Raw genomic sequence first — 2733 nt, forward strand, 5'->3', positions numbered from 1 at the left:
GAAGGTATTCCATGCGATAGTGTTGATAATCAGTTTAAATCGTGGGTACGTAATGCACGTGCCGCTAACGCTGATTTGCGTATTGCTATCAAGGCAGACGCTACGACTCCATACTCAGTGATAAAGAACGTTATGAACTCACTTCAGGATTTGCGGGAAAATCGGTACAATCTGATTACTTCTCTCAAAGCAGAATCTGAAAATTAAAAAGGAGGAAATACAATGAGTGCTGAAGTACAAGAGAGCGGCGGAAAAAGAGGAAAGAGCAAGCAAAAGAAAATGACTGTCCGGGTGGACTTTACACCGATGGTGGACATGAACATGTTGCTGATTACTTTCTTTATGCTTTGTACCACACTGAGCAAACCTCAGACGATGGAGATAAGCATGCCGAGTAATGACAAAGATATAACTGAAAACCAAAAGAGTATGGTGAAGGCTTCACAAGCAATTACGTTATTGCTGGGAGCTGATAACAAACTCTATTATTACGAGGGAGAACCTAACTATAAGGATTATACCTCGTTGAAAGAAACTAGCTACGGCGCAGATGGACTGCGTGCCGTACTTCTTCAGAAGAATGCTGTTGCTGTCAATAAAGTAAGAGAATTGAAGCAGCAAAAACTTGATCTTAAGATCACGGATGACGAATTTAAGAAGCAGGTTTCTGAGATAAAGAGCGGAAAGGATACACCGACCGTTATTATCAAAGCTACTGATGATGCTTCTTATATGAACCTGATTGACGCGCTGGACGAAATGCAGATATGTAATATTGGTAAATATGTGATAACAGATATCGCTGAAGCTGATGAATTCTTGATGAAGAATTATGATGCCAAAGGTGAATTGTCACAAAACTTGGCCGATAATTGATGTAACACCTGAAAAAAGAAAAGTAAAATGGCAAAATTAGATTTAGCTTCTTCGGAATGGTGTCAACTGATTTTTGAAGGCAAAAACCAAGCATACGGCGCATATAGGATGCGTACCAATTCAACAAAACGGCATAATGCCGCTATGTTGATTGTAGTGGTCATAGCAGCAGTTGGATTCAGTATCCCTACACTGCTTAAGTTGGCAACTCCGGAGCAGAAAGAAGTGATGACAGAAGTTACTACTCTGTCAAAATTGGAAGAACCTGAAATCAAACAGGAAGAGATGAAACGCGTAGAACCGGTTGCACCTCCTCCCCCTGCATTGAAGAGTTCTATCAAGTTTACAGCTCCTGTCATCAAGAAAGATGAAGAGGTGCATGAGGATGATGAGATCAAGAGCCAGGAAGATTTGAATGCTACTAAAGTATCCATCTCTATTGCTGATGTAAAAGGTAATGATGAGGAAAATGGTCAGGATATCGCTGACCTTAAGCAGGTGGTAACACAAGCTGCACCAGAACCGGAAAAGGTTTTTGATATGGTAGAACAGATGCCGACTTTCCCCGGTGGTCAACAGGAATTGATGGCTTACTTGGGTAAGAATATCAAATATCCGACTATTGCACAGGAGAATGGAACACAAGGTCGCGTTATTATACAGTTCGTTGTAGAACGTGATGGTTCTATTTCTGACGTACATGTGGCTCGTGGTGTAGACCCTTATCTGGATAAGGAAGCTGTTCGTGTGGTAAAAAGTATGCCGAAATGGCTCCCTGGTAAACAGAATGGAAAAGCGGTGCGTGTGAAGTTCACCGTTCCGGTAATGTTTAGATTACAATAAAAAGATGATGAAGAGACAATTTAGGCTGATAGGACTTGTAGCGTTGGTGGTCTTGAGTGCTTGTAACTCAAAATCGAAAGGGCCGACGGATACTTATTCTTCCGGTGTGGTATCTATCGCGGCAGATGAGAGTTTCGAACCTATCATACAGGAAGAGATAGAGGTGTTTGAAAGCCTGTACCCATTGGCCGGGATTGTCCCTCGCTACACAACTGAAGTGGAAGCGATAAATTTACTTCTGAAAGACAGTGTCCGGTTGGCTATTGCAACCCGGACACTGACTAAGGAAGAAATGAATTCATTCCACAGCCGTAAGTTTTTCCCTCGCGAGATAAAATTGGCTACGGACGGTCTGGCATTGATTGTGAATCGTGCTAATCCGGATTCTTTGTTGAGTGTACGTGATTTCCGCCGCATCCTTACCGGTGAGGTGAAAAACTGGAAAGAGGTTAATCCGAATTCCCGTTTGAAAGGGATTCAGGTGGTGTTCGATAATAAGAACTCCAGTACCGTACGTTTTGCAATGGACTCAATCTGTGGTGGAAAAGAGTTGGCTGAAGGTAACGTTAGTGCCTTGAAAACCAACCAGCAGGTGATAGATTATGTAGCGAATAATCCCGACGCTATGGGAGTTGTTGGAGTAAACTGGTTGGGGAACCGCAGTGATACAACTAATCTTTCTTTTCGCGAAGAGGTCAGAGTGATGTCAGTGAGTGCAGAGGATGTAGCAACTCCTGCTAACAGTTATAAACCTTATCAGGCTTACCTGTTCTATGGTAATTATCCGTTGGCACGATCTATTTATGCATTGCTGAATGATCCTCGTAGTGGGCTGCCTTGGGGATTTGCTTCTTTTATGACATCCGACAAAGGGCAGCGGATTATATTAAAATCCGGACTTGTTCCGGCTACTCAGCCGGTGCGTATTGTCCACGTGAAAGACGAATAATAACTAAAATTAAAGACTATCATGAAAAGAGTACAAATGTTTTTAGCTGGAGCGTTTATAGCAGT

At 42.4% G+C, this 2733-nt stretch carries 4 protein-coding genes; all 4 read left to right on the top strand.

What is annotated here, in order from left to right; all coding sequences use genetic code 11:
* Window positions 1-207, top strand: a 207-nt coding sequence (locus ACT8YW_RS22790; RefSeq protein ID WP_444107234.1) for an ExbD/TolR family protein, incomplete at its 5' end; no start/stop codon positions are given.
* A gap of 15 nt (window positions 208-222) precedes the next feature.
* The gene (locus ACT8YW_RS22795; RefSeq protein WP_004327119.1) at window positions 223-876 is read left to right on the top strand and encodes an ExbD/TolR family protein; all 654 of its coding nucleotides are present in this window, start codon (window positions 223-225) and stop codon (window positions 874-876) included.
* A gap of 27 nt (window positions 877-903) precedes the next feature.
* Window positions 904-1719 (top strand): energy transducer TonB, encoded by an 816-nt coding sequence (locus ACT8YW_RS22800; protein WP_444107235.1) that lies wholly within the window; start codon window positions 904-906, stop codon window positions 1717-1719.
* 4 nt (window positions 1720-1723) lie between these two features.
* Window positions 1724-2668, top strand: coding sequence for a substrate-binding domain-containing protein (locus ACT8YW_RS22805; protein ID WP_444107236.1), 945 nt, complete (start codon window positions 1724-1726; stop codon window positions 2666-2668).
* Window positions 2669-2733 lie beyond the last annotated feature (65 nt).

Source organism: Bacteroides sp. (assembly GCF_052357945.1).
Taxonomy (GTDB): domain Bacteria; phylum Bacteroidota; class Bacteroidia; order Bacteroidales; family Bacteroidaceae; genus Bacteroides.